This is a genomic window from Bradyrhizobium sp. Ai1a-2, from assembly GCF_000426245.1.
GTDB lineage: Bacteria > Pseudomonadota > Alphaproteobacteria > Rhizobiales > Xanthobacteraceae > Bradyrhizobium.
The window spans coordinates 1-4615 of the sequence record NZ_AUEZ01000180.1; the positions used below are offsets into that span (position 1 = coordinate 1).

At 60.7% G+C, this 4615-nt stretch carries 4 protein-coding genes and 3 pseudogenes; 4 read left to right on the forward strand and 3 right to left on the reverse strand.

Translation table 11 applies throughout. The annotated features are described in order from the left end of the window. From K288_RS48935 to K288_RS55355, 3 genes and pseudogenes are all read left to right on the forward strand, one after another. Window positions 1–195, forward strand: a pseudogene (locus tag K288_RS48935) (IS110 family transposase); the annotation flags it as partial. A gap of 694 nt (window positions 196–889) precedes the next feature. Then, window positions 890–1126, forward strand: coding sequence for a DUF2285 domain-containing protein (locus K288_RS55350; protein ID WP_244443482.1), 237 nt, complete (start codon window positions 890–892; stop codon window positions 1124–1126). Between the two features lie 227 nt (window positions 1127–1353). Beyond that, a pseudogene (locus tag K288_RS55355) lies at window positions 1354–1455 on the forward strand (IS481 family transposase); the annotation flags it as partial. 70 nt (window positions 1456–1525) lie between these two features. Here K288_RS55355 and K288_RS0142585 read toward each other — a convergent pair. The 3 genes and pseudogenes from K288_RS0142585 to K288_RS51795 all read right to left on the reverse strand — a co-directional run bounded on the left by K288_RS0142585 (window position 1526) and on the right by K288_RS51795 (window position 3956). Further along, window positions 1526–3094 carry an IS66 family transposase gene (locus tag K288_RS0142585; RefSeq protein ID WP_027584776.1) on the reverse strand — a complete coding sequence of 523 codons (1569 nt, stop codon included), beginning with the start codon at window positions 3092–3094 and terminating at the stop codon, window positions 1526–1528. Between the two features lie 53 nt (window positions 3095–3147). After that, window positions 3148–3501: an IS66 family insertion sequence element accessory protein TnpB gene (gene tnpB / locus K288_RS0142590; RefSeq protein WP_027584777.1), complete on the reverse strand. Its 354-nt coding sequence runs from the start codon at window positions 3499–3501 to the stop codon at window positions 3148–3150. Continuing rightward, window positions 3482–3956 (reverse strand): annotated as a pseudogene (locus K288_RS51795) (transposase). The gene tnpB and the pseudogene K288_RS51795 overlap by 20 nt, the downstream one beginning before the upstream one ends. Before the next feature lie 390 nt (window positions 3957–4346). Here K288_RS51795 and K288_RS51800 point away from each other — a divergent pair. Next, window positions 4347–4615 (forward strand): transposase (locus K288_RS51800; protein WP_027584778.1); only part of this gene is annotated, 269 nt, incomplete at its 3' end.

The following is a 4615-nucleotide window of genomic DNA, read 5'->3' on the forward strand; positions in this document are numbered from 1 at the left end:
TTTGAAGCGGCGCATATCATGCTGACGCGTGCGACACGCTTCTCGAGCCTGAAGCGCTGGGCACTCGAGGTTGCGCGACGACGCGGCATGAAGCGCGCCAAAGTGGCCCTTGCTCGCAAGTTGGGCGTTGTGCTGCATCGCATGTGGGTGGACGCGACCGAGTTCCGCTGGAGCAAGACCGCTGCGGCTGCATAGGAGATAGAGAAGATTCGGAACGAGCCGGAAACGGTACGTTCTCCTGAGGGTCCCGTCGCCGGGACGAGGGCTTGGCAAGGTCGTGAGTAGTGCTGTGAATGCTGCGGCAGATCACGCGTCCTAGATTGACCTGTCGGCTCTGGATCTGATGGCATGGTGTGGCGGTCTTCGTGCCGACCACGGACAGAAGCATGATCCTGGCGATGAGATTTGTTCAGAGGGACTTGACGAACAAAGGCCTATTACAGAAGCATTACAGTTGCCGGTTTGTTTTGAAGTGCGCGCGCTGAGCGGCAGCTTGGTGGACTCTGCGCCAGAGCGACACATGCGATGATGTGTGCGGGGTGGATCCGCTTTCGAGCGAGCCGGATGGCGATGCGCCGAACTTCCTGTATTGACCATCGGATCAATGATGGGGCGCGATGGCTTTGTTTTGGCCGCGGTTCGGCGTTGCTTTTTTTGGGCTGCGGCGGATTGGCATGATGGCGGATCGCCTTCGGGCAGCCGCTCGTCGAGCGGACGGATGCCAACGGGCGTGAGCTCGTGATCGCCGGCGGATCGGGCGAACTCCATGTCCGCCTGCAAGACGAGCAGGTCGCGCGACGTCCCGCTGCACTTGATCCGCCAGCTTGGCGGCCAGCCGATGGGTCTTCTCCCAGCGGCCTTGCGGCTGACGTCGTTTTAGAAGCGGCGATTGATCCAGCTCCTTCACGCCTACGACGTTCACGAGCTGGGCGGCGGTCCGCGAGACGTGGCAGCCAAGGTGCTCGCCTCCGACCACGCCCAGCGCCGTTCCGTCGAGTGGAAGGATTCGTATGCCCGCCGTCAAGCGAATCGGCTCATTCATCAGTCGATCGCGTTGGTCGAGCGGGGCTATCTGAGGCTGCTGCGTGGCCTTTGGCGAGTTGATCGCGAAAGCGACCCGCCGTGATGACGCCCACGGCTCAATTCTGACTGCGCCTCGGTTCGCCTGGTTGCGATCGTGGGGGGACATGCGCCTGCAAAAATTTTCGTCCACCCCCAACGCCTGAACTCTCCGCCACCCTGTCCCCGACATGCCGCGACTTTGGCCGCGGCGCTTTGAGGCAACACGGAGATTCCCCATGCTCGACCGGACCGCGCAGCTTACCACGCGCTATGTGCGCACCCCTGAGACCGCGCGCCTCCTCTGCCTACTATGCGAGCTTCGGGGTAACGGTCGAGCGTGTCATGACCGACAACGGCGCCTGCTACAAATCCATAGCCTTCCGTAGAGCCTGCAACCATCTGCGCCTCAAGCGTAAGCGCGGATTTCGATGCACGTCGTAGAGCGGCGTAATGCGGCGGCGGCTCAGGCTGGCAACTTTTTGAAGTTGAAGGGCAGAAGGTCCTGGACATCGGCTTCATCGGGGCGTGTCGGCAACTGGGCGAGGACGTGCTTCAGCCATGCGAAGGGCTCGATGCGACAGGCCCGACAAGTCAGCATCAGACTATAGATGACGGCACTGGCCCTGGCTCCCTCCACGGTAGCGCTGAAGAGCCAGTTTTTCCTGCCGCAGGCAAAAATCCTGATATCGCGTTCCAGAAGGTTGTTGTCGATCGGCATGCTGCCGTCCCCGGTGTAGCGCGTCAGATATTCCCATTGGTTGAGCGTATAGGAGACCGCATCCTCAAGCTTGGTGTCGGGCACAACCTTGGGAGCGATTGCATCGAGCCACGCCTTGAGGGCGTCCAGGACCGGGAGGCTGTGTTTCTGGCGCAAGCGGCGTATGTAATCGACCTGCGTTTCGCTGTCGCCGGGCTTTTCGTCCCGCACCTGTCTTTCAATCCGGTAGAGCTGGTCGAAGAACTTGAGGGCTTGGGCCGGTGGCCCACCCGGTTTCTTCCTGGCCTTGAGGGCGTCGACAAACTTCCGTCTGGCGTGGGCCATGCATCCGACGTGCGTGGCGCCTTTCAATGTGCGCCAGGCCGCGTAGCCATCGCTCATCAGGATGCCACGATAGTCGCCAAGGAAGGCCTGCGGGTGTTCCTGTCCGCGACCAGGCTGATAATCGAACAGCACGATCGGCTGCTCGCTATCCTCGCCGCTGCGATAAGCCCACATATACGAGGTGCTGGTGGGGTCCTTGCCCGCTTCTTTCAGCACCTGAACGGTGGTCTCGTCGCCATGGATGACGGTCTGCGACCGCAACCGTAGCTTTAGCGCGTCGTAGATACGAACGAGGTGCTTCTCGCTCGAACCGATCACCCAGTGGCCCAGAGCGCCGCGGCTGACCGGAACACCAGCGCGCTCGAAGGCCTTCGCCAGACGATAGAGCGGCGTGCCATCGACATATTTATGGACGAGTGCGAAGGCCAGCGTCGAGGCCGTAGCAATGCTGCCCGGCAAGGGTTGTGCAGGCATCGGCGCGGTCACGACCGGCGTGTTGATGTCGGTACGGTCACAATGGCGGCAAGCATATTTGAACCGCACATTCTGCAAAACCTTCGCCTTCACCTCGATATGAAGTTGCTCGCTAACGGTCTCGCCCATGCGATGCATCTGGTGACGGCAGCAAGGACAAGCCTTCTGGTCGTCGGGAAGGTCATACTCGACGCGTTCGCGCGGCAGGTTCTCTGGCAAGGCCTTGCGGCCGCGCTTCCTTCCCGTCGCCCCCTCGGTCGCCGGCAAGCCCGTGTCCGGCAGGGCAACGACATCGTCATCTTCGTTGTCGGCGGGGTCCTCATCCGCGGCCTGTTCGGCTTCATTGAAGAGGCGGTCAATGTGCTTTTCACTGCGCGGCGCAAAACGATGCAGTCGTGCAAGCGCCAGCTCTTCCTCGAGTCTGACGACGCGGTCGGCGAGTTGATGGTTCTCCGCCTGCAGCGCAGCAATGCGCGCCATCAACTCTTCAACAGCCGGTTCGCCGGGTCGATTCATCAGATTCTTGAATCGAAAGCATGCCGCCGCGTCAACCGCTCAATTCGAGGCCCTCAACCAGCAACCTGATATTGCCGCACCGGATGGCGGACCATCGCATCGATATCGATGCCGTCAAGGATCCAGTGCAATTGCTCGGTCGTAAGCGTGATCACCGCTGCCTCGCGGCCCGGCCACCGGAACTTGTCCTCGGTCAGCCGCTTCAGGATCAGCACAAAGCCGGACCGATCGAAGAACAGGAACTTCATCCGGTCGCGACGGCGATTGCAGAACGCAAAAACCGCCGGAGCAAACGGATCGAGCGCCATCGTTTCCTGGACCAGAACCGCAAGGCTGTTGATGCCGGCCCGGAAGTCGATCGACTCACGGTGCAGATAGACTTTCAGGTCAGCGCCCAGTCTGAACATGTCCCAGTGCTCCGATGATCGCCGTCAATACATTCACATCACCGCATTCCAGCGTCAGCTTCACGCCGTTCGACAGTGACGCGCTCACCTTGGCTGGAGAGGAAAAACGTCGCAGCCCTTTCCGGTGCCGATCCACGCACCCCATCACAAGTCGCCGGCAAATCCACCGCATCCATGCGGCTCTGTCCCGACAGTGCCCGATCAGCAGTCCCTTCAATCTGAACCGGGATGAACGCCGCTGGTGAGGACGGCCGGACAGACAGCGTCTCCGTGCGCTTCTTTACCCATTTCCGAAGAAGGTTCGCATTGACCCCATGTTCGAACGCAAGTCTCGATACCGACACGCCAGGCGCAAGGCAGGCCGCGACAAGGCGGTCCTTCGATGCGGCGTCGTAACGGCGTCGACCGTTCCGACCAACAAGCCTTACCCGCAGTTTCTGATCATCGTCTGACATCACAAGGTGTCCACCTATTTTGGTGGATACCTCATGCATCAGAGTACTCAACAGCAAAAGGTGCGGGGAAATTCGCGCTTACGTCCATTGTGAGCACCCTTGCAGAAGACGACTCTTCGTAAGCGGCAAAGAGACCCCGTCTGGCGCAGGGGGTGAGCAATCGGCTATCGGCTGCTGAGTTTGTGAGCCGATGTGAGCTTCTATGTCTGCGCCTAGTTCTGGAACTAGAACCTTCCATATGATCGAAGCGGTCGCCGACCGTCTTGAGGGAGCGCCGCGGCAGCTTCGCCGACGCTGGTCGGACGAGTGTAAGCGCGAATTTCTCCGCACCTTTTGCTTTTGAGTGCTCTGATGCATGAGGTGTCCACCAAAATAGGTGGACACCTTGTGATGAGCGACGATGATCAGAAACTGCGGGTCAGGCTTATTGGCCGGAACGGTCGCCGGCGCTACGAGGCGGCATCGAAAGAGCGTCTTGTCACGGCCTGCCTTGAGCCTGGGGTTTCGGTATCGAGGCTTGCACTCGAACATGGGGTCAACGCGAACCTCCTTCGGAAGTGGATCAAGAGGCACACCGCGACCAGGTCGCTGCCGCCGTCCTCACGCCCGGCGTTCATCCCGGTTCAGCTTGAGGGGTCCGCCGATCGAGCCCCTTCGCG

Coding starts and splice junctions, on each gene's coding strand:
- K288_RS0142585 (WP_027584776.1), bottom strand. CDS start 3,094: ATGAATCGACCCGGCGAACCGGCTGTTGAAGAGTTGATGGCGCGCATT.
- tnpB (WP_027584777.1), bottom strand. CDS start 3,501: ATGTTCAGACTGGGCGCTGACCTGAAAGTCTATCTGCACCGTGAGTCG.